A 24,021-nucleotide genomic window follows, 5' to 3' on the forward strand; every position below is an offset into this window, starting at 1 on the left:
CGTAGGCTGAGCGCCCATGCGCGCAACCGTCATCCACGCCCCGGGCGACATCCGGCTCGACGATCTCGATCAGCCCCGCATCATTGATCCCACCGACGCGATCATCCGGGTGTCGGCGACCTGCGTCTGCGGCTCCGACCTGTGGAATTACCGCGGTATCAACAAGATTGCGCGTCCGACGCCGATGGGCCACGAGTCATGGCGGTCCGGCCCCGGTGCGCCGCTTTCTGCCCGAACTGGTCGACCTGATCGTGGCGCGAAAGATCGCTCCCGGCAAGGTGTTCGACCTGACGCTACCGCTCGACGAGGTGGCCGAGGGCTATGCGGCGATGGACGAACGCCGCGCGATCAAGGCACTGCTCCGTCCATAGTGGGCACGTCCGTGGTGTCGACGAAGGCGGTTGCGCCGTCAGAACGGCTGGACATCGCTCTCGGAAACCGCGATATAGATGTCTACCGATTTCCCTTCCGGTCGGCGGGACACGGACGTAGCCTGAGGTAAGCGGATTCTTCCACCTGAGGAGATGGTCACCCATGTCCGCACATCATCACCAGTCACACGGCCAGCACCCCATGGGTGTGATGGCGTTCTTCCTGCTCCTTCTCGGCTTCGCGGGTTTGGCCGTCCTGGTGGTCTCCGCGGTTGCCGGCAACGCGGCGCTGGCCGCCGTGGCTGCCGTCGTGATGGTGGCGGCATTCGCGGTGGCTGCCACGACGATGGCCATGTTGGGTCGCCGACTGCACCACAGCGCGTTCCTGCCCGATTACACCTCCGTGGAACGGGAGCATTACCTGCGCGACTACCGCCATCAGGTCTGAACCGACGCCCTCACGCCTGCCGCGGGTGTCACCGGTAAGCTCGGTTGCCGTGACAAACAACGGTGCACACGCAGTCGGAATCGCCACGGTGACCAACGGAGGGTCGGCCGACCCCGGCGTCGTCCTCGACGTCTGGTTCCCGGAGCCGCAGCTCGGCACGAACGGGCACAACGGCACCACGATTCTCGATGACGACGCGGTTCCCGGGGAGTTGCGCGATCTCGTCGGCGCGGATGCCGTTCGCCGCGTCAAGACCGTCCCCGTGGCGACCACCATCACCGATCTGGCCGCAGCACCCGTCGACGCCTACGACATCTATCTGCGCCTGCATCTGCTGTCGCATCGCCTCGTCACCCCGAACTGCACCAGCCTCGAAGGGATCTTCGGATTCCTGTCGAACGTCGTGTGGACCAACCACGGACCGTGCCCGGTCGAAGGGTTCGAGAAGATCCGAACCGGACTCAAGGCGCGCGGCGCGGTAACCGTCTACAGCATCGACAAGTTCCCCCGCATGGTCGACTACGTGGCGCCCGGCGGCGTGCGGATCGGCGACGCCGACCGCGTTCGCCTCGGCGCGCACCTTGCCCCCGGAACGACGGTGATGCATGAGGGCTTCGTCAACTACAACGCGGGAACCCTCGGCGAATCGATGGTCGAAGGCCGCATCTCGTCCGGTGTGGTCGTCGGTGACGGGTCCGACATCGGCGGCGGCGCCTCCACGATGGGCACCTTGTCCGGCGGCGGCAAAGAGCTTGTCGCACTGGGCAAGCGCTGCCTGCTGGGAGCCAACTCCGGCTGCGGTATCCCGCTCGGTGACGACTGCGTCGTCGAGGCCGGACTGTATCTGACGGCAGGCACCAAGGTCGCCGGACCGGACGGGACGACGATCAAGGCCCGCGAACTCGCCGGCCAGTCGAACCTGCTGTTCCGCCGCAACAGTCTCACCGGCGCCGTCGAGGTGGTGCCGTTCAAGGGCGACGGAATCGCCCTCAACGCGGCACTTCACAAGAACTGAGGCGCTCGGCGAGAACTGTCGGCAGCGCTCGTGCGGGAGCGTGGCCGAAAAGTTCAAGACGCGCGGCCGGCGGCGGATCTATGTTCATGCCATGACAGATCCAGACATCTCCACCCCGCCCGTCTCCTCCCCACCCATCTCCTCACCGGCCCGTCCGGTTCTCGATGCCGTGTCCGTCGTGGTCGGCGATATGGCTGCGACCATCGCGTTCTACTCGCGGCTCGGCCTGCGGTTCGAGCCCGGCGCCGAGCAGGCACCACATGCGGAGACATCGGCGGGCTCGATGCGGGTGCTCTTCGATACCCGCGCCGTCATCGAGTCGTTCATGCCCGGATGGACACCACCGGCGGGCGGGCACCGACTCGCACTCGCCTTCGCGTGCGCCTCACCGGCCGATGTCGACCGAGACCACAAGGCGCTCGTCGCGGCGGGATACCGGTCGGTGCTCGACCCCTTCGACGCGCCGTGGGGACAGCGCTATGCGGTGATCGCCGATCCCGACGACAATCCCGTCGACCTCTACAGCGCGCCGGCCTGATCGGGATCGGTGAATGCGGTCGGCGGCGCACCCGCGAGCTCGACGAACTCGCGATACATGTGCGCGTAGTCGGCGTACCCCACGTGCTGGGCCACCTCCGACAAGCCTCGGCCCGTGCCGGTGATCAGCGTCAGGGCCGCGCGCATCCGCAATATCCGGGCCAGCGTCTTGGGTCCGTAACCGAAGCACTGCAACGAGACTCGGTGCAGCGTCCGCACCGACACCGACACCGCGTCAGCACACGCGGCGACCGGCGTCCCGTGGCGCAGATGTTCGGTGGCCGCGCCGATCCAGGGTGGGGCCGGCTCACCGGGACGTGCGGCACACAGCTCGACGAGCATCGCGCCGACGTTGTCGGTGGCCGACAGCATCTCCGACCAGCGCCCGACCTCGGCGGCCGGCCACACGTCGGACAACCGAATCCGCAGATCCCGGAACTCCGATGCCGGAATCCCGAGCAGCCCCGGGGCATGTCCGGGAGCGAACCGCAGCCCCGTCATGTCACGCGGGCGCCCGGTGCGAAAGGTGTTCGCCACCGTGTCGGGACCGGCCACCAGCAGGTCGTCGCCGGTCCAGATCAGATCCATGCACCCATCGGGCAGGATGACCGCCTCGCCGGCCGGGGCGTGGTTGCGCCACAGCGTTGCCGGTCGCTGCGGACGACCGGCGCGGTTCATCGGTTCCGGCTCGCGGCTCAGGCGGCCAGCCGCGCGACGGCCGCAGCGATACGCTCGTCGGTGGCGGTCAGCGCGATCCGCACGTGTTCGATGCCGGCCGGGCCGTAGAAGTCGCCGGGCGCCACCAGGATGCCGCGGCCCGCAAACCAGTCGACGGTCTCCCGGCACGGTTCCCCCCGGGTAGCCCACAGGTACAGGCCGGCCTCGGAGTGGTCGATGTCGAAGCCGGCACCGCGAACCGCCGCGGCCAGTTCGGTGCGACGCTTCTCGTAGCGGACGCGCTGCGCGTCGACATGTTCGTCGTCACCGAGTGCCGCGGTCATCGCCACCTGGATCGGATAGGGCACCATCAGACCGGCATGTTTGCGCACCGCGAGAAGCTCGGCGATCAGCTCCCGGTCGCCGGCGAAGAATCCGGCACGGTAGGACGCCATATTCGAGATCTTCGACAGTGAGTGCACCGCCAGCAGCCCGGCATGGTCCCCGTCGGAGACGCGTGGATCGAGGATGGACACCGCCTCGGCGTCCCAGGACAGACCCAGATAGCACTCGTCGGAGATGACGACGGTGCCACGTTCACGTGCCCAGGACACCACCTTGCGCAGATGGTCGACACCGAGCACCTTCCCGGTGGGATTCGACGGCGAGTTGAGGAACAGGACCGCCGCCCGGGCCGGACCCAGTGCCACCGTCGAATCGGCGCGCACCGGGGTCGCCCCGGCCAGCAACACACCCACCTCGTAGGTCGGGTAGGCGACCTCTGGGATGACGACCAGGTCGCCTGCTCCGACGCCCAGCGTGGACACCACTCCCGCGATCGCTTCTTTGGTGCCGATGACCGGCAGGATGCCCGACTCGTCGAGGCCGGCGACGCCGTAGCGGCGTGTCAGTGCCTCGGCGGCGGCCGTCCGCAACTCGGTGGTACCGGTCGTCGTCGGGTAGCCGGGGAACTCCGAGCCGCGTGCCAAACCGTCGCGGATCACCGGGTCGACCGGATCGACCGGTGTCCCGACCGACAGGTCGACGATCGCGTCCGGATGCGAATTGGCCAGCGCCTTGGCACCGGTGAGGGTGTCCCACGGAAAGTCGGGAAGGACGGCGCTGACCCGGCGCCGGGCCGGGCGGGAGGCGGTCACCGCGAACTCAGTCCTCGTCCTCGTTCATCGGGGGCAGCGCCTTGATGAACGGCGGGTCGTAATCGACCTTGCCGACCTTGCTCGCGCCCCCTGGCGATCCGAGATCGTCGAAGAAATCGGCGTTGGCGCTGACATACGGATCCCATTCGTCGGGGACGTCGTCCTCGTAGAAGATCGCCTCCACCGGACACACGGGCTCGCAGGCGCCACAGTCCACGCATTCATCCGGTTGGATGTAGAGACTGCGACCACCTTCATAGATGCAATCGACCGGGCACTCCTCCACACATGCCCGGTCCATCACGTCCACGCAAGGTTCCGCGATGATGTAGGTCACCACACACTCCTTTGTTGCAAGCACTCAGGCCGACCCACCGCTGTGATGGGCCGAGACGAACGCGAGGGCTGTTCGCGCCGAACACGCCCGCGACGGCACCCGCAGCCCCGGCCGCGCACACGTGTACCTCCACAGTATCTGCCTGCCGACGGGGCAACCGACACCCGGCCCCCGACCTGCGGATGACGGCCAGGGCGTCGGCCATCGGTGGCAAGTGGTTGCATTCACCCTGACGACAACCCTCGCGCCGGCGCCCGGCGGCGTCCACCCTGGTCGGGTGAGCACTCCGTCGCTTCGATGTAGCGGTCCCGCGTCACCGCACCCGGCCCGCTCCCATCGACCATCGATCACCGGAGGACACATGACCTCGACACTGCCACCGCGAACCGCACATACCCGTCCGGTCAATCGCCACACCGCCGCTCATCTGCCTACCCGCCTGCGCCCGGCCGACCTGCTACGCATCACCGATCAGGGAGTTGCCGACGTCCTCGACGGACGCTACGACCACCTCATGCCCACTGCCTGGGATCCGGTGGAACGGTGGTCGACACGCCTGGAAACCGACGACGACCTCGACCTGTGGCTGATCAGCTGGACACCCGACCGCTCGACCGACCTCCACGATCATGCCGGTTCGCTCGGCGCGCTGACCGTTCTGTCAGGCGCCCTGCGCGAATACCGGTGGACCGGCGACGATCTTGCCCTGCGGATCCTCTCGGCCGGAGATCAGGCGGCCTTTCCGCTCGGGTGGGTGCACGACGTCCAACATCACGACAGCACTCCCCCGGTGCGTGGACTCGCCGACGACCGGCCGGCCGCCCCCGCGCCCGGCGAGCTCACCTCGGCCGGGCCGACGCTGAGCGTGCACGCCTATTCGCCGCCACTGACCGCGATGTCGTTCTACGAGGTCACCGAGTCGGGGACGCTGCGACGCAGCCGCACCGAGCTGACCGACGAACCCGAGTAGTCCGCTCTATCGTGAACTCATGCCGATGACCATCGACGACATGCTGTCCGCGGCGCGCAGATCCCTCCGGCGCCTGCCCGCGGCACAGGTCGACGCCGAACTCGCGGCCGGAGCCGTCCTCGTCGACATCCGCCCGGCCGCGCAGCGCGCCGCCGAGGGCGAGGTACCCGAGGCCCTCGTCATCGAGCGGAACGTGCTCGAGTGGCGGTGCGACCCGGCCGGTGACGCGCACCTCGACGAGGCGACCGATCACGACGTGCGCTGGATCATCCTGTGTTCGCAGGGTTACACCTCGAGCCTCGCCGCGGCGTCGTTGCAGCAACTCGGGCTGCATCGGGCCACCGATGTCGTCGGCGGATTCGAGGCGCTGGCGCAGGTGCGCGCCGCGCGATCAGGCGAGGGCCGGCCAGGGGTGCGGTGACGGAATCCGGTCGACAGCCAACCCGCTGACCGGATTACTCAGTGCGCCAACATGTTCGGCCAGCGCAGGATCGATCCACCTCGACGCGCCGCGGATATAGGGGGGCTGCGCGGTCAGACGTTCGGTCAGCGTGAATCCGCAGTCGGCGGTGATCTCGGCGAGGGCGTCCAGATTCGGCCACGGACGTTCGGGATTCACGTGATCGGGCGTCAGCGGTGACACACCGCCCCAGTCGTCGACGCCGGAGGCGATCAGCGCGGCACACTCGGCCGCCGACACCAGATTCGGCGGTGCCTGGATACGCATGTGCGCTCCGAAGACCACGCGGGCGGTCGCCACCGTCGCGAGGAATTCGGTCATCTCCGCATCGGGCGTGCCGCGCATCGCGGTGTCCGGCTTGGCCCGGAAGTTCTGGATGATGACCTCCTGGATGTGTCCGCCGGCACGGGCGATCTCGGCCATCGCGAGTAGCGATTCGGCCCGCTCGGTGAGATCCTCTCCGATTCCCACCAAAATGCCGGTGGTGAACGGGATTCCGACGTCGCCGGCGTCGCGCAGCACCTGCAGCCGCACCAGCGGATCCTTGTCCGGACTGCCGTAGTGCGGCATACCCTTCTCGGTGAACAGCCGTCGCGACGTGGTCTCGAGCATCATCCCCATCGACGGTGCGACAGGCCGCAGGGTCGCCATCTCCTCGGCGCTCATCACGCCCGGATTCAGGTGCGGCAGCAGGCCGGTCTCGGTGAGTACCGCCACCGCGGCCGCACGCACATAGTCCAGCGTGGAGGTGTAGCCACGCTCGGCGAGCCACTCGGCGGCCTGTGGCCACCGGTCCTCGGGCCGGTCACCGAGAGTGAACAATGCCTCCTTGCAACCGAGTTCGGCACCTCTGCGGGCGATGTCGACGACCTCGCCGAGCTCGAGAAACATGCCCTGCCCGGCGCGGGCGAGTTTGCCCGGCACCGTGACGAAGGTGCAGTAGTGACACCGATCCCGGCAGAGTTTGGTCAGGGGGATGAACACCTTGCGGGAGTAGGTGACCTGCCCGGCGCGCCCTGTCGCGGCCAGCCCCTCGTCGCGCAGTCCGGCCGCAACCTCTTGCAACGCTTGAAGTTCCGCGCCCGAAGACGACAGCAGCGTGCGCACCACCTCGACGTCGGGTGGGTCTTGCTGTGCCGCGGCGGCGAGTGCTGCGGTCTGTGCCGACTGCTGCATTGATCCTCACTCCCCTAGCTCGATGACGGACGGCCCGATGACGGACGGCTCGGTGACGGACGGCCCTGTGACGGACGGCCGTGTGACGTATGGCGCTGGTTCGAATCTACCGTTGCGTTCCCGGAATGACACCGCGGTACCCGGCCACAGCAATGTCAGGCGCCCGCTGCCGGGATCGACATACCAACTGCCGCAACCGGTCAGCCACACCGTCTCGGCACTGCGGTCGTCGATCTCGCGGGTGTAGGCGCGTTCGGCCGCCGCGGTCACCTCCAGCGACCTGACGGTCTGCCGTGCCATATGGTCGAGAGCGCCGACGACGTAGTCGAGTTGAGTCTCGATCATGTAGATCGCCGAGTTGTGGCCGAGTGCCGCATTGGGGCCGTCGAGCACGAACATGTTGGGGAATCCGGCGACCACCGTGGACGCATAGGACACCATGCCGTTGCGCCAGTGCTCGGCGAGGACCTCCCCGTCGCGACCACGCACGCGCGAGGCCACCGGCGGGCGGGCGGCCTCGAAACCCGTTGCCATCACCACGATGTCGAGGTCGTAGCTGCGGCCACTGGCCGCCCGGGCCTTGGTTTCGACCACCGATTCCAGCGCACTGGGCTCGAAGACCACGTTCTCGCGCAGGAGTGCGGGATAGAAGTCATCGCTGAGAAGGATGCGCTTGCAACCGATCTCGTAGTCGGGCAAGAGTTCGGCGCGCAATACCGGGTCGGGGATCTGGCTCTGCAGATGTCCGAGAGCGCGGCCGCGGATCTCGGTGATGTCGGGGTGGTGCCGCAGTCGTTGGGCAAAAGCGTTGTCCGCGTTGCGCAGTAACTCGTCGCGGTGAGCTGCGGCCGTCGCCGGGTCGACGAGCGAGGCCCGCTCCTCGGCGTCGAGCAGGCGATCCGCACGCGGGACGATGTAGGGCGGTGTCCGGCTGAAGACCACGAGCTCGGCGGCATCGTGTGCGATATGCGGGACGATCTGGATCGCCGATGCCCCGGTGCCGACGACACCGACGCGCTTGTCCGTCACCTCGAGATCGGGATCCCATTGCGCGGTGTGCACCACCGGCCCGGGAAACGAGTCGAGGCCCTCGATGGCGGGGACCTTCGGTTCCGACAGCCGGCCCACCGCGAGCAGCAGCACCCGTGCGCTCAGCGTTGCCGGTCCCGCCACGCCGGCGGTCGTCAGCTGCCAGCGCGCCGCCACCGCATCCCAGGTGGCCGAGATGAGTTCACAATCGAGCCGGATGTGCGGATCGAGCCCCTCGTCGCGGACGGTCTGCTCGAGGTACTCGCGGATCTCCGCCCCCCCGGGATAGATCGCCGACCAATCGGCCGGGGGCCGGAAGGAAAACGAATAGAGGTGTCCCGGGATGTCGCAGGCGATGCCGGGATAGATGTTGTCACGCCAGGTGCCGCCGACCGCACCGGCGCGTTCGAGTACCACAAAGGATTCACGTCCCCGCCGCGCCAGCTGGGTGGCCATGCCCAGCCCGGCGAACCCCGCCCCGACGATGGCGACGTCGATGGAGGTGACGGACCCGGTCACCGGCCTACCCGGTCGAGGCGAAGCAACTGCCCGGCGTCGGGTTGCCGATAGGCGGTGGTGCGGCGGCGAGGTACCCGCCCGGCCCGCTCGGCGAAGCCGGTGAGGGCCGCCGGGTCCAGCACCCGTCCGGCCTCCGCCCCGGCCGTTGGCAACAGCTCACCATCGAGCAGCATGCCGCCGATATCGTCGACGCCGCCGAGCAGCACGTCGTCGACGACGTCGGGATCGAGTTTCGTCCACGCGACCTGGACATGGTCGAACGCGCCGAGTGTGAGCAGCCGGGCCACGGCGTGCACCGCGCGGGATTCGCGCGGCGCCGCCGTGCGCACCGCATGCGATCGCAGGTGCGGCGGCGTGTTGTCGGCGACCATCGGCATCAGGATGAGCTCACTGAAGCCGCCGGTACGCGACTGGATCTCGCACAGCCTGCGCAGATGAGCCACCTGGTGAGCGGGAGTTTCGACATGCCCGTACAACAACGTGGCCGTGGAAAACAGTCCCGCCGCGTGCGCCGCCTCGATGACCTCGATCCACTGGTCGGCAGCGGCCGGTACGCCCGGCGGAGCCAGCACACGACGGACCTCGTCATCGAGGACTTGCGCCGCGGTGCCCGGCACGGACCCGAGTCCCGCCGATCGTGCGCGCTGCAGGAATTCGTCGATACCGATCCCCATCCGGGACGCCGCATCGCGGATCTCCGGCGGCCGCAACGCGTGCAGATGCACCGGTGCAGCGGCGGCGATCCGTTCGATGAGCCGCAGATAGCCGTCGGCGGGGGCATCGGCGGGCAGCGGGCCCTGCATGCAGATCTCCGTGGCGCCGAGGTCGTGGGCCTCGACGACGAGGTCCTCGAGCCGCGGCCGCCCGGTGAGGCCGGCCGCGACGGCGGTGTCGAGGTTCCGGTTCACGACGAACGTCAGGGCGTCCGGATCGGTGACGGCGCGCCGGGCGGCGTCGGCGTGTGCGCACAGCTCCTCGAGTTGCTCGCCGTCGGCGCCGAGCAGCGCCACCCACTCGTCATCGGTGAGAGTCGGTGCGGTGGTGAGAGTCGGTGCGGTGGCGGGATCCGGTGCGGCACCGTCGATAGGGGTGCGATCGGAGAACCACCCGCCGACCCGCTCCAGCGCCGCGGCGACCTGCTCGACGGGGGCTCGGTGCTCGACCGCCCACGCGCGCAAAACCATGTTCACACTGTAACCGTCGCGGCATTCCTGCCCGGTCGGGCTCGAGTGTCGCCCGACGCCGAGGACGACCTATGTCCGGTCGGGCCGTGGCAGCCGGCCCGACCAGATCACCGCCACCGGAATCCCGAGGCCGAACAGGACCAGCATCCCGGTGGCCGGAATCGTGGTGCCGCCCAGATAGAGGGCGGTGTCGCCACCCGGACCGGTGAACGCCGCGATGAGCAGCACCAGCACCCATGCCGCCAAAGGTGCGAACCGCACGGGCGAGTCGGTGGTTCGCGACGCGAGCCAGAGCAGCGCCACGTTGACCAATCCGGCGAGGACGGCCACGACCGGGATCGGCTGCCCCCACCATCGCAGGTAGCAGAATCCCACCGACATCAGCCCGACGACGAACCCGTCGACGACGAGTAGCGCCAGCATCAGGCGGTCGAACCAGCGTGTCACGGGTGTGCCTGCGTGACGTCGGTGATCACGCCGTCCGGCCGGAACAGATCGGTGCCGCGGCGCCCGGCGTCCGGGCTACTCGGGCTGTCCAGGCGGCGCAAGATGAAGTACTCCGTCGCCAGGATCGGCTGGGCGATGGTGTTCGACAGCGCGTAGTCGGTCCGCGACGGCGACACCGTCACCTGCGTCGCGTGCGCGGCCAACGCGTCGACCTTGCGTTCATAGACTGCGCTGACATCGAGTTCGGTGGTGACCTGCCCATCGGGATAGCTGGGCAGTTCGCCGTCGCGGGGCAGCCGCCAGCCGTCCGGGACCCGCTCGGCCGCCGCGCGGAGACCGGCGCGCAACGCGCTGTCCTCGGTCACCGACTCGTAGACGAGGTAATCGGTGCCGGTGCGCCGCGTCGCGATGGGCAGCGCCGCCATCGACGCCTCGTGGACCATCATGTGGTCGGGGTGTCCGTAGGTCCCGGCGGAGTCGTAGGTGACCACGACCTGCGGATCGAAATCGACGATCTCGTCGACGAGGGCGCCGACCACCGCATCGAACGGGCCCTGGGCGAGCGCCCGCGGATGCTCGGCCGAGGGCGTGCCGGCCATCCCGGAGTCCCGCCACCGGCCGGCACCACCGAGGAAGCGGGGTCGCAGCGGTGCGCGGCCCGGCGGCGTGAGCGCGGCGAGAGCGCTGGTGAGTTCATGGATGCGGTAGCCGCCGAGTTGGTCGGCCCCGCCGTCGGCGGCCAACTGCGCCCACTCGTCGCCGATCACCTCCCCCTCTTCGCCGAGGGTGAAGGTGAGCACCCGCACGTCGACGCCTTCGGCGAGATACCGGGCGATCGTGCCGCCGGTCATGATGGTCTCGTCGTCGGGGTGGGCGTGCAGCAACAGCAATCGCCGGCCGGGTGTCGTCATGTCAGATCCCAGCTCATTTCAGATCCCACGTTGCTGCGGTGCCGTAGATGGATGTCTGGATCGGGCCGGCCAGCGGGACGCCGGTCACCGCACGGGTCACCCCGACGAGCATGCTGTCCTGGTAGAGCGGCAGATAGATCGCCGCTCCGGCCAGCAGCGGCTCGGCCTCGGCGAGCATCGGGGCCGGGTCGTCGGCCGAGAGCGCCTGGCGGGCCAGTGTGATCAGTGCCGGATCACAGACTCCTGAGGTGTTGCTGGCGTAGACGGTGGTCGCGCCCGACGCATCCTGCCCGGGCGCGACGCTGGTCGGCGTCGGGGGGGTCGACAACGATGGCGCGGTGCCGGGTTTCGGTTGATCACAGTCGACCTGTGAGGCGAGCGCGGCCTCCGGCGGTACCCCGAGTCCGGTCCATCCGACGACCAGATCGACACGCGAGTCGGTCAGTGCGACCCCGTAGAGATCGCTGTTGGGCAACGACACCACCCCTGCACGGACCCCGGCCGAGCGCAGCTGGTCGACGATGTTGGCGGCCGCCGACATCGAGCGCGGATCACCGCTGATGGCACCGACACGGACCACCAGGTCGTGCCCGTCCTGCTCGTACGGGATGACGCCATCTGGCACGGGTGCGACGCTCGGCGCCGCCGATGACGGGGAACCGCCCGGACTCGACGAGTCGCTCGGACGCGACGCCGTCGTACTCGGCGCGGCGGACCCGGTCGATGTCTCGGTACCCGATGCCGGCGGACCAGATGCCGGTGCGCCCCGCCGGTAGCCGGCCGACGCGAGCAGGTCGTCGATCGCCTGCGACGACGGGCGCGGTCGATTCACCGGGAAATAGCCCGGATCAGACGGCGCGTACACCGTGTTGGCGTACTGCTGGATCACTCCCTCACCCGCACCGGCCAGCGACGCGAGGTTGGTGTCGATCATGCCGAGGACGGCGCGGCGCACCTCGACCCGGTTCATCACCGGGGTGCGCGCGTTCACACTGATCGTCAACGCCCGCGAGGTGGGACTGCGCTGACCGGTCAGGCCGGGCACCGCGGTGAGTTCGGCCGCGGTCGCCGGCCCGGCACCCACGGTCGCCAGCGCCGAGCCACCCGACCGGATCGAGTCGACCATCTGCGAGTCGGTACCTGCGCGGCGCAGCACCACCTGATCGAGTTTCGACGGCGTCATCCAGTAGCGGTCGTTGCGGATCAGCCGCACCTCGTCGCGGGTCGGATCGAGGGAGAAGATCTGAAATGGTCCGGCCGACACCGGCTTTCCCGAGTCCATTCCGGTCTGGAATCCAGCCGGGGTACCCCGCAGGACGTGACTGGGAAGCAGGTTGGTGAACAGTTCGCGCCACTGCGGATAGGGCTGGGCGAAACGCACCTCGACGACCTTGCTGCCGGCGCTGGAGGTCACCGAGTCGATCAGCCGGTAGCCGGCCGGTGCCACCACATTCGGCTGGCGCGACATCTGCTGCCACAGATAGTTGAAATCGTCCCCGGTGACCGGGAGCCCGTCGGACCATTGGGCGTTGGTGTGGATGTGGTAGGTGACGGTGAACGGCTGGGTGGAGGTGACCTCGGCGGAGGTCACCAGCGCGTCGTTGCGGTGCCATCGGACGCCGTCGGGGGTCTGAACGGGCAGGAAGGCACTGGGCAGCGTCATCGCCGCGATCGCGGTGGTCACCGGATTCTGGTCGGCGCCCAGATGCGGGTTGAACCCGGTCCCGATCGAGTCGGTGGCGACGTAGATCGTCTTCCCATCCGGATATTCGGTCGCGGTCTGCGGGGTCGCGGTGTCCCGGACGGGCGGCGGCGGGTCGGCGGTGCAGGCGGCCACCCCGAGAACGGTGATCAGCACCGCCATCCCGAGCAGCAGCGGCCGCACCGTCGAACGCACCACCCGGTGCCGCGCCGCGCGCCCACATCCCTCGTCCATCACGTACCCACTCATCCCCACCATCGCTCACCCCGACCGTTACCCTCTACGGGATCAGCCCGCAGCGGCATCCCGCGTCTTCGCACGGGAACGCTCCCGGGCCCGGGTGGACGCATCGAGATGCACCTTACGCACCCGCACCACCTCCGGTGTCGCCTCGACACATTCGTCGGCGGCGCAGAACTCCATTGCGCCCTCGAGCTCGAGATGCATCGGCTTGGCGAGGGTCTCCATCACGTCCGCCGACGACTGGCGCATGTTGGTGAGCTTCTTCTCGCGGGTCGCGTTGATGTCGAGATCCTCGGCGCGCGGGTTGATGCCGACGACGTGTCCCTCATAGGTGTCATCACCCGGGTTGACGAAGAAGGTGCCGCGGTCGGCGAGCTGGATCATCGCGAACGGCGTCACCGTGCCTGCGCGGTCGCTGACCAGCGACCCGGTGTGTCGGGCGCGGATCTCGCCGGCCCAGGGCGCGTAGCCGTCGAAGACCGCGTTGGCGATGCCGGTACCGCGGGTCTCGGTGAGGAAGTCGGTGCGGAAACCGATGAGGCCACGCGAGGGCACGGTGAACTCCATCCGCACCCAGCCCGAGCCGTGGTTGTTCATCTGATCCATCCGGCCCTTACGGGCGGCCAGCAGCTGGGTGACCGCGCCGAGGTACTCCTCGGGGACGTCGATGGTGAGGTGCTCGAACGGCTCGTGCACTTTGCCGTCGACCTTGCGGGTGACCACCTGCGGCTTGCCGACGGTCAGCTCGAAGCCCTCGCGGCGCATCTGCTCGACGAGGATGGCCAGCGCGAGCTCACCACGTCCCTGCACCTCCCAGGCGTCGGGTCGGTTGATGTCGACGACGCGCAGCGAGACGTTGCCGATCAGCTCGGAATCGAGGCGGTCCTTGACCATGCGCGAGGTCAGCTTGTGTCCCTTGACCCGGCCGGCCAGCGGCGAGGTGTTGGTACCGATGATCACCGCGATGGCGGGCTCGTCGACCGTGATGCGCGGCAACGGCACCGGGTTCTCGGAATCGGCGAGGGTATCGCCGATCATGATCTCCGGGATACCCGCGATCGCGACGATGTCGCCGGCGACTGCCGACTCGGCCGGGGTGCGATCGACACCGACGGTGGCCAGCAGTTCGGTGATCTTGGCCCGCTCGACGACGGCCTCGCCGTCCACCTCGCGGCACCAGGCGACGGTCTGCCCCTTCTTGAGGGTGCCGTTGTGGATGCGCACCAGTCCCAGCCTGCCGAGGAACGGTGAGGCATCGAGGTTGGTGACGTGGGCCTGCAGCGGGGCGTCGGGATCACCCTTGGGCGCCGGGACGTACTCGAGGAGGACGTCGAAGAAGGGATCGAGGTTCTCCCCGGCCGGGACCTCGCCGTTGGCAGGTTGTTCGGTGCTGGCGATCCCGGCGCGGCCCGAGGCGTAGAGGACCGGCAGATCGAGTACGAGCTCGGCGGCCGAGGCGGCCTGCTCGTCGAGGTCGGAGGCCAGGTCGAGCAGCAGGTCGTGGGTTTCCTCGACCACCTCGGCGATGCGGGCGTCGGGGCGGTCGGTCTTGTTGACGACCAGGATCACCGGCAGCGACGCCGACAGCGCCTTGCGGAGCACGAACCGGGTCTGCGGCAGCGGTCCCTCGGAGGCGTCGACGAGCAGCACCACACCGTCGACCATCGACAACCCGCGCTCGACCTCGCCACCGAAATCGGCGTGGCCCGGGGTGTCGATGACGTTGATGACCACCTCGGTGCCGTCGGGCTGGCGACGGTGCACGGCGGTGTTCTTCGCGAGGATGGTGATGCCCTTTTCGCGCTCCAGATCACCGGAGTCCATGACACGGTCGACGAGCTCGGCGCGCTCGCCGAACACCCCGGACTGTCGGAGCATCGCATCGACCAGCGTGGTCTTGCCGTGATCGACGTGCGCGACGATCGCGACGTTTCGGAAGTTGGGAGCAGCGCTCACTGAGATCTCTTTCATGTACGGGGACGGTCGCTCGGCGCACGCACGACGGCGACGCCGACAGACTGACGACGCATAACAGAGTATCGGTTCATTGGGAGAGACCGCGATCACAGCGGGCGCAATCGGCGAAAACGCCAGGTCGCGGCGAGCTCGAGCCACTGTGAATCTTCCATCGACGCTCTATCGCGCCGCGGCCAGGGGCTGACGCCGCGGGATCAGACGCCGCCCAAACCGGCAGCCAGTTCGGGTATCCACGCGGTGTCGGCGGGCACGAGTTCACCGCGCTCGCCCATCGATGTGAGTGCCTTCGCGTCGACCCACCGCAGTGCGCGGTGTTCACGGGCCTGGGGTTGCCCGCCGATCACCCGCACCCAGCGTGCGATGAGAACGAGTTCGTCGTTCAGCGGGACCTGTTGCGCCAACGCCGCCCCGACGATGACCTCGACACCGAGTTCCTCGGCGAGCTCGCGTCGTAGGGCTTCCTCGTCACCCTCCCCCGGTTCGGCCTTGCCGCCCGGCAGTTCCCACAGGCCGGCCAGTTCTGCCGGCCGCGCACGTTGCGCCAGCAGCAACCGCGTGCCGGGCTCGTCGGCGATGGCGCCCGCCAGCACGTGTCTTCTGCTCACCGCCGTCACCGGCCCACCACCGCAACACGTTCGGGCACCAATGTCAGGGCCAGCCGGTCACCGACGGCCACGGGCACCGCGGCCACCGCGTCGACCTCGCCGAGGCCGGTGGCCACGCGCACGCGCGGCCCACCCGGCAGATCCGCGACCACCAACGCGGTACCCGTTGCCCCGCTACCGGTTTCGCCCACGGGTACCGGTGTGGCATGAACCGACTCGGCGCGCAGTCCGAGCCGTCCCGTCGATCCGGACAGCTCGACGGCGACCGGCCCGAATTCGGTATCGGCGCGCCCCGATCCGGTGCGGCGGGCGTCGATGATGCTGCTACAGCCCAAGAATCGCGCTGTCCACTCGTCGGTCGGCGTCCGCCACAGCTGGGCAGGCCGGGCGGTCTGCACGATCTCACCGGCACGCATCACCGCGATGGAGTCGGCCATCAACGCCGCCTCGCCATGATCATGGGTGACGACGATCGTCGGAATCCGTGCGGCCCGCACGATCTCGGCGATCTCGACGGCCAGACTGTCGCGCAGTCGACGATCCAGTGCCGCCAGCGGCTCGTCGAGCAGCAACAACCGGGGCCGGGGCGCCAGGGCGCGGGCGAGGGCGACGCGCTGCGCCTGGCCACCGGAGAGTTCCTCGACGCGCCGCTTCGACGTATCGGGCAGCCGCACCAGCTCGAGCATCTCGCCGATGCGATCCGCCATGTCGGATCGGGACCATCGGTGCACCCGGAGCCCGTAGGCAATGTTGGCGGCCACGGTTCGGCCCGGGAAGAGCTGGCCGTCCTGGAACACCACGCCGAAGTCGCGGCGATGGGCGGGCACGTCGGCGAGGTCGGCTCCGTCGAAGCGGATTCGGCCGGCGCCCGGGCGTTGCAGTCCGGCGACCGCACGGATCAGCGTGGACTTGCCGCACCCGGAGGGCCCGAGAAGAGCGGTGACGAGCGAATCCTGGCCTCCCGCAGACCAGTTGAGGTCACCGATCACGGTCTCTGTTCCGTAGCCGACGCTCATGTGCTCGATCTCCAGCATCAGATCAGTGTCCCCGAGCGTGGCCGGACGACCTCGACCGCCAGCACGGCGAGCGAGGTGATGATGACCAGCAGGGTCGATGCCGCCATCGCGGTGGCCAGCTCGGTGGCCCCCGGACGGTTCAACGCCGAACCGATCAGCACCGGCAGCGTGGTGGTGTCGGCACGGGCCAGGAAGCTGGTCGCACCGAATTCACCGAGCGCCATGACAAAGGCGAATCCGCCTGCGGCACCCACAGATCTGCCGATCAGCGGCAGGTCGACGGTACAAAAGACCCGTAGCGGACCGGCGCCGAGCACCGCGGCCGCCTCCCGTAGCCTGCCGGGCACCGATTCCAGCGCGGGCAGGACGATCCGGATGACGACGGGAACGGCGATCAGCGCCTGCACACACGGGATCACCACCGGCGATGCGGCGACCTCGGCGGGCAGGGCGGCGAGCACGATCAGGTAGCCGAAGCCCAGGGTGACCGCACTGATGCCGAGGGGGACCATCGCGATCAGGTTGCCCAGGGCACCGGCGACACCGTGCGATCGGTGCAGGGCGATGGCCGCGAGTACACCCACCGCGAGAGCGATCACCATCGCCAGCACTGCGCTGGTCAGCGAATAGCGCAGCGTCGCAAGCGGTGTCACCCCGTTCACGGGCTCGGCCAAGGCCCGGTATCCGGCGAACGTCCATGCACCGCCGGCACTCGGGCGCACCGACCGCAGCGCCAGCACGACGATCGGCCCGAGGAGGACCAGCAGGCTCCAGGCCCAGGCGGCGGCGACCGGAATCCACGTCGGCCCCGTCACCGCCGCGGGCGTCCGACCCGCCCCCGCGGTCCCCGGGGCCCCGGCCGGGCCGGCAAAGATCCTGGTACACAACAGCACCGCGACCACCACGACGATCTGCAACAGCGACAGCATCACCGCTTCGGGGATGCGGAAGTACCCGATGGCCTGTGTGTAGATCTCGGTTTCCAGCGTTCGCAAGGTGCCACCGCCCAAGATGATGATCACCCCGAAACTGGTGGAGCAGAACAGGAACACCAGAGCGGCCGCGCCGCCGATCGCGGGTACCAGCCGCGGCAGCACCACCGAGAACCAGGCGCGCGTACAGGTGGCCCCGAGCACTCGAGCCGCCTCCTCGGCACGGGTGTCCTGCGAACGCCAGGCCGCACCGACGACCCGCACCACCACCGCGACGTTGAGGAATGCGTGCGCGGCGAGCACCGCGGGCCAGCCGCTCCCCATCCCCAGACCGGCGAGCGGCCCATTCAGCAACGCGCGGAAGGCGACTCCCACGACCACGCTCGGCAATACGAACGGCACGGTCACGATCACCGTCAGCACCACCGATCCCGTACCTGGCAGACGGGCGTAGAGCCACACGATCGGCGCGGCGACGATCAACGCCACCAAGGTGGACGCACCGGCCTGCCCCAGCGTGACAGCGAGCAGGTGCAGCGCATGCGTCCGCGCCAGCAACGTGAACACCGAGTCGCCCGCGGAGTTGACGGCGACCGCCCGGCGCACCAGCGCCGCCACCGGCCACAGGAAGAAGATCCCGAGGAACAGCAGCGGAACGGCATTGCGCACCGTCGTCGCGATGCGCGTCGGGATCGCGTGGCCGCCGGAATTCCTGGATTCGATTGCCCCGCTGTGCGGTGTGCCGGGTTCGGTCGCCGATTCGATCAACGACCGACCGCGGCGCGCCACTGTTCGAGCCACGACTCCCGGTTGTCGGCAATGTATTTCGGCGGCATGCTGACCGTCCACTGCGGCAGCGGCGCCTGTTGCGCCCAGCCGTCGGGCAGTGGCGTGTTCTTCTGGACCGGGTAGACGTACATCGACGACGGCAACGCCCGCTGCACGTCCGGACTCAGCATGAAATCGACGGCCTTGCGCGCGCCGCTCTCGTTCTTGGTGCCCTTGAGGATTCCGACGTATTCGACCTGCCGGAAACATCCGTCGAGCAGTGCGCTGGTGCCCGGTGTGGCGGCGGGCGAGGACGCATAGGACAGCACGATCGGCTTGGGACCCTTGCCTTCTCCAGCGCTGAAGAGCTGGTTGTAGGCGATCTCCCAGCCGGACACGATGCTTGCCCCGCCGGCGTTGACGGCCTGCCAGTAGGACTTCCAGTCGTTGCCGAACATGCCGATCGTGGCGAGCAGGAACGCCATACCGGGCGAGGACGTGCCCGGGTCGATCAGTGCCGTCTGCGCGGCATACGCCGGGTTGCGCAGGTCGCGCACGCTCGTCGGCGGTTGCTGGTGGTGGCTGGTGAACCACTTGTTGTCGATGTTGAGGCAGACGTCGCCGCGGTCGACGGCGGTGAGTTCGTGGTTCGAGTCGGGCACGGCGAACTGTGCGGCACCGTCGGCGGCTGCGGGCGGATCGTAGGGGGTGAGCGCTCCGGCATCGATCGGCCGTGAGGCGAAGGTGTTGTCGATGCCGTAGACGACATCGGCCTTCGGTGAGCCCGGCGTCAGCGACACCGTGGACGCGAGAGCGCCCGCGTCACCGGACTTCACGATCTTCAGCGTCAGCCCGGTGTCGGTGCGGAACTTGTCGAGTACCGACTGCGGCAGGCTGAACGAGTCGTGTGTGAGCATCGTGATCTCGGCCGACGACGCGGAGTCCTCGCCGCACGCGGTGAGCACCGTCGCCCCGGCGGCCAGGGCGAGGGCCGCGATCGACAGCCGCCGAAGCGTGGCGGCCACGGGACGAACGGGCCTGCGTACGAACGACTTGGTGCTCACGGGGCTCCCTGGACGATGTCGGTTCTCGATGGACACTTGAGTCCCGGCGCGCGACCGGGTTCCCCCCGGGACACGCCCAGCGGTCCGTACCGGTTTCGGCCCGGACCGGGCGCAACAATCGGCCGGACGGCACTCGCGTTGATCTAACCAGGTGATTCCCCGGCCGACGACCCGGCATCGCGACTTCCGCCGATAACAATTGCATCAACTGTCACTTCTGTAACACACTGGAGCGTTAGGCTGCCTGGACAGCGCCCCACCTTTGGGGCATAGAATGACCCGCGACGTCCGCGGTGTGCTCACCGAGCGCCGGGTCCGATTACTCGCCCACGCCGCAGTGTGTCCGGGTGTCGGGGGACGTCCGAGTCAGAGAACGCCAGCGTGGGCCGTGAATCATCTCGGCGCACACCGACATTGATAGGACTTCGCCTCGTGCGTCTGCCAGTCTCGATGAGCCGATCACGACGTCTGATCGCGGCCTCAGCCGTCGCGCTCGCCACGTCGCTCGCCATCCCCGCGATCGCCTCGGCGGCCCCCAGCACCGCCACCCCAGCAGCCCCGACCCAGCAGTCGCCCGACCAGCAGATCACCCGCCAGCAGCCCCCCGACCAGCGCACCCTCGATTCCCTGGGCGCGTTCGCACCCGCCATCATCGGCGCGGTCACCACACCGGGGCCCGACGGCCGCATCAACGCCGATCTGCTTCACCAGGCACAGACCCTGGCGGACAATCCGCAATTGCCGCCGCAGATCAAGGACATCTGGCGCCAGATCACCGACTTCCTCGGTGAGCCCGGGCGCCAGCAGCTCGCGGCCGCCCAGGCGCCGACCCGGGTGGCCAAGCCCGGCGACCCGGTGATCCCGCAGGGTCCCCACGCACCCCGCATCCAGCAGTTCCTCTATCCCACTCTCGGATTCGGCTGCATGCCCGGCAACGGCAACTCGCTGGGACGCGCGCTCGTCACCGCCGGCCCGCAGGCCGCCCCGGCACCCGGCCCCAAGGTCGGCGAGGCGGGCTATGTCTACACCAGCCTCGGCACCGGTCCGGCAGTCGACAATCCCGCACGCAAACTGTGGGTGAGCTGGCTCAACATCGACAACGGGCGTACCGGTCAGCAGCCACTGACGCGCAATGCCCGGATCAACGCCCAGGACGGGCCGGGCACGTTCACCGGTATCGCGCGCACAGGCAAGGGCCGCATCATCTCGACCATCTACGGTGACCTCACGACCAAGACCAAGGGCAAGGTCATGACCTGCACCATCGCACCGACGATCGGCACCGCGATCATCTGATCCCATCTGACAATCGCGACGGCGCCCCGGCCATTCGGCCGGGGCGCCGTCTGCGCTCTATCCCCGATCGTCGACGGTCTCTCGCCGGTCGCAGCCGCGTCACAACTCGGACTCGCGACTTGTCGATGTGACAACAGCCGTGCTTTGTTTTAACTTCAGCATCACCTGTCACAGTAGTATCAGCGGTCGTATCCGACTCGCGACCGCAGCCGTACCGCCGTTCGAGGAGAACCCATGTCCGCCGTGTCGCGTCCCACGCCGAGTTCATCACCCACCGCGCGCCTGTCCCCAACGACGCGACGCTGGGGACGAGGTGTCGCCGCGGCAGCGATGGCGACGACGCTCGCGCTCGGCGGCGCCGGCCTTGCACACGCCGCTCCCCCGGCCCAGACCGACCAGCCGTCGGGGACGGAACTGCTGAGCAACCTCGAAGCCGAGGCCGTCCCGCTCGACAGCGAACTCGCCGACGCCGTCCGCAAACTCAAGGCCGCCGGCGTCGATCAGGCCGCACTCAAGGCCGCCGAGGCCGTCAAGAACAGCCTCGGACAGATCTCGCCCGACCAGATCACCGGGTCCTTCGGCCAGTTGCCGCTCGGCGAACTCTCCACCGGCACCGCACCGGCCGCCGGAGCACGCCAGGTGGCCGCGGATGCCGATCCGCTGAGCCTGTTGCGTACGGCCGGAATTCAGACCTTCAGTCCGTCGGTCGCACCGTTCTGCGCCGCACCGACCGACGACAATCCGTTGGGTCTCGTCACCGCCGGGGCGGGTGCGGCGCCCGGACCCTGGCCACTCAAGCGCGAACCGACGAGCGACATCAACCAGATCTTGCAGCTGATCCCCGGTGTCAAGATCGATCCACTCGCGCCGATCAATCTCGTCCCCGACGGCCATACCGGATATGCATTCGTTCCCGCCGCCGACACCACCGACGGGAAGATCCAGGTGGCGTGGTTCAACACCACCACCCTGCAAGGTGGCTTCGCCGACCTCAACCCGGTGGGTGGTCCGCAAAGCGCCCTGTTGGCCAAGCTGGTACCCGGCCTCGGGGGCATTCGTCTCGCCCCGGTCAACACCGGCAAGGGCACCATCCTCTCCGCGGTGTACGGCACCGCCCGCAATGGCTCGCAGACCTGCTTCTTCCTGCCCGCCGTCGGCGTCGTCGACACCTCCATGACGACCACACGATGACGACCACACGATGACGACGACACGATGACGACCTCACCATGACGATCACCCTGCGCCGCCGACCCGGATGGGTGGCCACCAGAACCCGGCTGACCGTCGCCGCCCTCAGCACTGCGCTCGCGGTGTCCGGAGGTATCACCGGCTCGGTGATCGGCGTCGCTCACGCCGGCCCGGACGCGGACTCCGCGACCGCCTCCACCGGAACGACCACAACGACTACGACCACAACGGCTACGACCACAACGGCTCCCACCGCAGACCAGCAAGCCGGCTCGGTGTACGCCAACCGCCAGCTCCCCGGTTCTCGTCTCGTCGCCGGCGCACGGGCGGGCAACCTGTTCACCTATTGGAGTGCCGGCGCCGACGGCGACCGGCATCTGAGTACCGGAACGCTGTACCTGCCGACGCCATCGGCACCCGCGGGCGGTTACCCACTGGTGGTGTGGGCGCATGGATCTCGTGGTCTCGCCGATGGTTGCGCACCCACCCTGCACCCCACCGACACCGATGTGGATCAGCTCCGCACCTGGCTCGGTCGTGGGTACGCGGTCGTGACCACCGACTACACCGGTCTCGGAACCAGCGGAACGCCACAGTATTACGACGTCGATACCACCGCACACAACATCGTCGACGCGGTCCGGGCCGGCCACGATCTCTCCGATCAACTCTCCGGCAAATGGGCGGTCGTCGGCGAAGGTCAGGGCGGGTCGGCAGCCATCGCGCTGGCGCGCACCGCCCCCGAACTGCAGGGCGCGAACCTCGACTACCGCGGAAGCGCAGCCACGTCGATACCCGCCGAATTCGCCACACTGCTCACCGATCTCGGGCCCACTACCTCCATCACCGCGCCATCCGGGTGGGTCTCCGACGCGCTCTACACGCTCGCCGCCATCGACAGCGCACATCCCGACCTCGGCCTCGGCGGATACCTCACCGACACCGGCCGTTCCTGGATCGCCAAGGCGCGCAACCTCTGCGTCGGAGATCTCACACGCGCCGTCACCGGTGTCACGCTCGGATCGTTGTTCAGCAGGCCACTCGCCGACAACACCGCACTGACCCGGACGCTGGCGTCGGCGTCGACGCTGCCGACCCGCGGATTCACCCGCCCGGTCCTGATGACCCAGACATTGCAAGACCCCGATGTCGTTGTGCCGCTGTCACTCAAATACATCAATGAGGCCCGGACCGCCGACAGCCGCGTCGATGGCCGCACGTATCTGACCCTCAACGGGACGCAGGCAGCATCGCTGGCCGCCGACAACACCCGCGACTTCGTGTCCCGGGTGATGCGGTGAGACGCGCGGCCTACACCGTCGCCGCCGCGATCGCGTCGGTCGCCGGCGCCTACGGCTCACGACGTATCGCATCGCTGACCAAGCCGGTTCCCCTCGCGCTACTCGCCGTCGATGCAGCACGCGGATGGCGTACGCGGCCGGCGGTCGAATCGGCGTTGCTGGCGACCGCGCTCGCCTGCTCGGCGGCCGGCGACCGGGCGATGCTGCTCGAGGAGTTCGCCCCGATCGGCCCGGACGACCGGTACACACGGCTTCCACTCGCACACCCATTGACGCAGAAAGACTTTCGCCTGGCGCTGGGCGCCGCGTTGTTCGCCGGCGCCCAGGTCTCCTACAGCATGCTCCTGTGGCGGCGTGGTGCCCGAGCCGGGACGTCCGGCCTGGCGCCGCGAATGCTCGCACTCGCCGAGTCGGCAACCGTCATCGGTTATCACCGGCCCCGACTGCTCGCGATACTCGGCCCCTACGGCCACACACTCGCCCTGATGTCGGCGCTCTCAGGCGCCGCACCGTCGGGACAACCAGGTCTACGCGCGGGCGGAATACTTTTTCTCGCCTCAGATCTGAGCATCCTGAACCGACGCCATCTGATGCACGATCCGGCGCTGCGACGGGCAGCCGAGGTGTGGGTCCTCGCCTCCTACTTCACCGCGCAGGCACTGCTCGTCGAGAACCTCGGCTGACACCGACCCGCGAGCGACTCGACGA

General features: G+C 68.7%; 23 protein-coding genes and 2 pseudogenes. 11 read left to right on the plus strand and 14 right to left on the minus strand.

The genetic code is table 11. The features are described from left to right. Positions 1 to 16: 16 nt before the first annotated feature. The 5 genes and pseudogenes from ACPXB3_RS08615 to ACPXB3_RS08635 all read left to right on the plus strand — a co-directional run. A pseudogene (locus ACPXB3_RS08615) lies at positions 17 to 196 on the plus strand (IMP dehydrogenase); the annotation flags it as partial. 1 nt (position 197) lies between these two features. Further along, positions 198 to 371: pseudogene (locus ACPXB3_RS08620) on the plus strand (IMP dehydrogenase); the annotation flags it as partial. A gap of 163 nt (positions 372 to 534) precedes the next feature. Then, on the plus strand, positions 535 to 819 hold the full coding sequence (locus ACPXB3_RS08625) for a hypothetical protein (protein WP_425727366.1): 285 nt from the start codon (positions 535 to 537) through the stop codon (positions 817 to 819). Between the two features lie 49 nt (positions 820 to 868). Further along, on the plus strand, positions 869 to 1,834 hold the full coding sequence (gene dapD / locus ACPXB3_RS08630; RefSeq protein WP_425703885.1) for a 2,3,4,5-tetrahydropyridine-2,6-dicarboxylate N-succinyltransferase: 966 nt from the start codon (positions 869 to 871) through the stop codon (positions 1,832 to 1,834). Positions 1,835 to 1,925: 91 nt separating this feature from the next. Next, a complete protein-coding gene (locus ACPXB3_RS08635) occupies positions 1,926 to 2,372 on the plus strand; it encodes a VOC family protein (RefSeq protein ID WP_425703886.1) in 447 nt (148 codons plus the stop codon). On the opposite strand, the gene ACPXB3_RS08640 is transcribed toward ACPXB3_RS08635, so the two are convergent. From ACPXB3_RS08640 to fdxA, 3 genes are read right to left on the minus strand one after another with little or no spacing between them, the layout of a single operon-like run. After that, complete coding sequence (locus ACPXB3_RS08640) at positions 2,354 to 3,049, minus strand: helix-turn-helix domain-containing protein (RefSeq protein WP_425703887.1); 696 nt, start codon at positions 3,047 to 3,049, stop codon at positions 2,354 to 2,356. The two genes, ACPXB3_RS08635 and ACPXB3_RS08640, sit on opposite strands and share 19 nt — an antisense overlap. A 17-nt stretch (positions 3,050 to 3,066) precedes the next feature. After that, positions 3,067 to 4,185: a succinyldiaminopimelate transaminase gene (gene dapC, locus ACPXB3_RS08645; RefSeq protein ID WP_425703888.1), complete on the minus strand. Its 1,119-nt coding sequence runs from the start codon at positions 4,183 to 4,185 to the stop codon at positions 3,067 to 3,069. Between the two features lie 7 nt (positions 4,186 to 4,192). After that, positions 4,193 to 4,525, minus strand: a complete 333-nt coding sequence (fdxA, locus tag ACPXB3_RS08650; RefSeq protein WP_425703889.1) for a ferredoxin — start codon at positions 4,523 to 4,525, stop codon at positions 4,193 to 4,195. A gap of 358 nt (positions 4,526 to 4,883) precedes the next feature. Here fdxA and ACPXB3_RS08655 point away from each other — a divergent pair, with 358 nt between their 5' ends. Then, a complete protein-coding gene (locus tag ACPXB3_RS08655; RefSeq protein ID WP_425703890.1) occupies positions 4,884 to 5,492 on the plus strand; it encodes a cysteine dioxygenase in 609 nt (202 codons plus the stop codon). 19 nt (positions 5,493 to 5,511) lie between these two features. Next, positions 5,512 to 5,913, plus strand: coding sequence for a rhodanese-like domain-containing protein (locus ACPXB3_RS08660; protein ID WP_425703891.1), 402 nt, complete (start codon positions 5,512 to 5,514; stop codon positions 5,911 to 5,913). On the opposite strand, the gene cofG is transcribed toward ACPXB3_RS08660, so the two are convergent. The 11 genes from cofG to ACPXB3_RS08715 all read right to left on the minus strand — a co-directional run bounded on the left by cofG (position 5,884) and on the right by ACPXB3_RS08715 (position 19,525). Continuing rightward, entirely contained in the window at positions 5,884 to 7,128 is a 1,245-nt protein-coding gene (cofG, locus tag ACPXB3_RS08665; RefSeq protein ID WP_425727367.1) for a 7,8-didemethyl-8-hydroxy-5-deazariboflavin synthase CofG, read from the minus strand. The genes ACPXB3_RS08660 and cofG overlap by 30 nt on opposite strands. 6 nt (positions 7,129 to 7,134) lie before the next feature. Beyond that, on the minus strand, positions 7,135 to 8,676 hold the full coding sequence (locus tag ACPXB3_RS08670; RefSeq protein ID WP_425727368.1) for a flavin-containing monooxygenase: 1,542 nt from the start codon (positions 8,674 to 8,676) through the stop codon (positions 7,135 to 7,137). Beyond that, complete coding sequence (locus ACPXB3_RS08675; protein ID WP_425727369.1) at positions 8,673 to 9,860, minus strand: FO synthase; 1,188 nt, start codon at positions 9,858 to 9,860, stop codon at positions 8,673 to 8,675. Before ACPXB3_RS08675 ends, ACPXB3_RS08670 begins: the two co-directional genes overlap by 4 nt. Positions 9,861 to 9,929: 69 nt before the next feature. Then, a complete protein-coding gene (locus tag ACPXB3_RS08680; RefSeq protein WP_425703895.1) occupies positions 9,930 to 10,307 on the minus strand; it encodes a facilitated glucose transporter in 378 nt (125 codons plus the stop codon). Continuing rightward, on the minus strand, positions 10,304 to 11,218 hold the full coding sequence (mshB, locus tag ACPXB3_RS08685) for an N-acetyl-1-D-myo-inositol-2-amino-2-deoxy-alpha-D-glucopyranoside deacetylase (protein WP_425703896.1): 915 nt from the start codon (positions 11,216 to 11,218) through the stop codon (positions 10,304 to 10,306). The genes ACPXB3_RS08680 and mshB overlap by 4 nt, the downstream gene beginning before the upstream one ends. A 13-nt stretch (positions 11,219 to 11,231) precedes the next feature. Next, complete coding sequence (locus ACPXB3_RS08690) at positions 11,232 to 13,154, minus strand: ABC transporter family substrate-binding protein (RefSeq protein ID WP_425727397.1); 1,923 nt, start codon at positions 13,152 to 13,154, stop codon at positions 11,232 to 11,234. A gap of 54 nt (positions 13,155 to 13,208) precedes the next feature. Beyond that, on the minus strand, positions 13,209 to 15,119 hold the full coding sequence (typA, locus tag ACPXB3_RS08695) for a translational GTPase TypA (RefSeq protein ID WP_425727370.1): 1,911 nt from the start codon (positions 15,117 to 15,119) through the stop codon (positions 13,209 to 13,211). Positions 15,120 to 15,334: 215 nt separating this feature from the next. Beyond that, positions 15,335 to 15,745, minus strand: coding sequence for a (deoxy)nucleoside triphosphate pyrophosphohydrolase (locus ACPXB3_RS08700; protein ID WP_425727371.1), 411 nt, complete (start codon positions 15,743 to 15,745; stop codon positions 15,335 to 15,337). Between the two features lie 5 nt (positions 15,746 to 15,750). Then, positions 15,751 to 16,779 (minus strand): ABC transporter ATP-binding protein, encoded by a 1,029-nt coding sequence (locus tag ACPXB3_RS08705; protein ID WP_425727372.1) that lies wholly within the window; start codon positions 16,777 to 16,779, stop codon positions 15,751 to 15,753. Next, on the minus strand, positions 16,779 to 18,482 hold the full coding sequence (locus tag ACPXB3_RS08710) for an ABC transporter permease (protein ID WP_425727398.1): 1,704 nt from the start codon (positions 18,480 to 18,482) through the stop codon (positions 16,779 to 16,781). The genes ACPXB3_RS08705 and ACPXB3_RS08710 overlap by 1 nt, the downstream gene beginning before the upstream one ends. Continuing rightward, positions 18,458 to 19,525 carry a thiamine ABC transporter substrate-binding protein gene (locus ACPXB3_RS08715; protein ID WP_425703899.1) on the minus strand — a complete coding sequence of 356 codons (1,068 nt, stop codon included), beginning with the start codon at positions 19,523 to 19,525 and terminating at the stop codon, positions 18,458 to 18,460. The genes ACPXB3_RS08710 and ACPXB3_RS08715 overlap by 25 nt, the downstream gene beginning before the upstream one ends. A 450-nt stretch (positions 19,526 to 19,975) precedes the next feature. Between ACPXB3_RS08715 and ACPXB3_RS08720 the strand changes: the two genes are divergently transcribed. The 4 genes from ACPXB3_RS08720 (at position 19,976) to ACPXB3_RS08735 (ending at position 23,996) form a co-directional block, all read left to right on the plus strand. After that, entirely contained in the window at positions 19,976 to 20,821 is an 846-nt protein-coding gene (locus ACPXB3_RS08720) for a hypothetical protein (RefSeq protein ID WP_425703985.1), read from the plus strand. Positions 20,822 to 21,055: 234 nt separating this feature from the next. Next, complete coding sequence (locus tag ACPXB3_RS08725) at positions 21,056 to 22,012, plus strand: hypothetical protein (protein WP_425727373.1); 957 nt, start codon at positions 21,056 to 21,058, stop codon at positions 22,010 to 22,012. Between the two features lie 38 nt (positions 22,013 to 22,050). Beyond that, positions 22,051 to 23,313 (plus strand): alpha/beta hydrolase family protein, encoded by a 1,263-nt coding sequence (locus ACPXB3_RS08730; protein WP_425727374.1) that lies wholly within the window; start codon positions 22,051 to 22,053, stop codon positions 23,311 to 23,313. Further along, positions 23,310 to 23,996: a lysoplasmalogenase family protein gene (locus tag ACPXB3_RS08735; RefSeq protein ID WP_425727375.1), complete on the plus strand. Its 687-nt coding sequence runs from the start codon at positions 23,310 to 23,312 to the stop codon at positions 23,994 to 23,996. Before ACPXB3_RS08730 ends, ACPXB3_RS08735 begins: the two co-directional genes overlap by 4 nt. The last annotated feature ends 25 nt before the right edge of the window (positions 23,997 to 24,021 follow it).

Source organism: Gordonia sp. DT219, assembly GCF_049847065.1.
GTDB lineage: Bacteria > Actinomycetota > Actinomycetes > Mycobacteriales > Mycobacteriaceae > Gordonia.